Annotated in this window: 1 protein-coding gene; it reads left to right on the plus strand. The window is 69.7% G+C overall.

Translation table 11 applies throughout. The features are described from left to right. A partial coding sequence (locus AC5LSR_RS15320) for a cytochrome c biogenesis CcdA family protein (protein WP_250292576.1) occupies positions 1-703 on the plus strand: 703 nt, incomplete at its 5' end. Between the last annotated feature and the right edge of the window lie 240 nt (positions 704-943).

The raw sequence follows: 943 nt of genomic DNA on the forward strand, positions 1-943 counted from the left end.
CAGCGGCGCGGGCATCAACGCTGGCGCTGATATGGGCGGCAACGGTCGTGGCCCTGGTACCGGGATCAACGTCGATGGCGGCACTGATACGACCAGCCGGGCTCGGCGGCGGCTGCTGGGGCGAGTCACGCTCGGCACCGTGCTGTTCGTCGTCGGCTTCACCGCGGTTTTCGTCAGCTACGGTGCGGCCTTCGGCGGGCTGGGCAGCTGGCTGACCCTGCACCAGGTCGGTGTCAGCCAGATCCTCGGCGCGGTGACCATCGTCATGGGGCTGGCGTTCGCAGGGGTATTCGCTCGGGTCCCACTGGCCAACCGCCAGTGGCGCATCCATCGGCTGCCCGCGCCCGGCCTGGTTGGGGCACCCGTCCTCGGTGTCCTGTTCGGGATCGGTTGGACGCCGTGTCTCGGGCCCACTCTGACGGCGGTGCTGGCGCTTGCGATACAGAGCGCGACCGCTGGCCGGGGTGCGTTCCTCTCCGCCGCCTACTGCTTTGGTCTCGGGGTGCCGTTTCTTGTCGTGGGCCTGGCCTTCCGGCGGGCGGCCGGTGCTCTGGCTGTGGTCCGCAGGCGTGCCCGAGCGCTTACTTTCGCCGGTGGTGTGCTGCTCGTCGTGGTCGGACTTCTCCAGGTCACCGGCCTGTGGGCTGATCTGATCGCTGCTCTCCGGCCTTACGCCCCGGGATTTGCGGAGACCCCCTTGTGAGCGGCTTGTGAGCGGGCAAGCCGACCGGCCCAGCCGGATCAGTCGGCCCAGCCGGATCAGTCGGGTGAGCCGGCGGAGGCACCCACCCGAGCCCGATCCGGGGCGTGTCGGTGCCTCCGGCCCGGCGACCGACGGATCAGGAGCAACAGCGACCATGGCTGCACCGACTACACCGGCTACCTCGGGCACAGACATCACTCAGGATGTAGCCGTCACCCAGGGCACAGATGCCGCCCAGGG

The sequence above is a fragment of the Protofrankia sp. CiP1_Cm_nod4 genome (assembly GCF_982290645.1).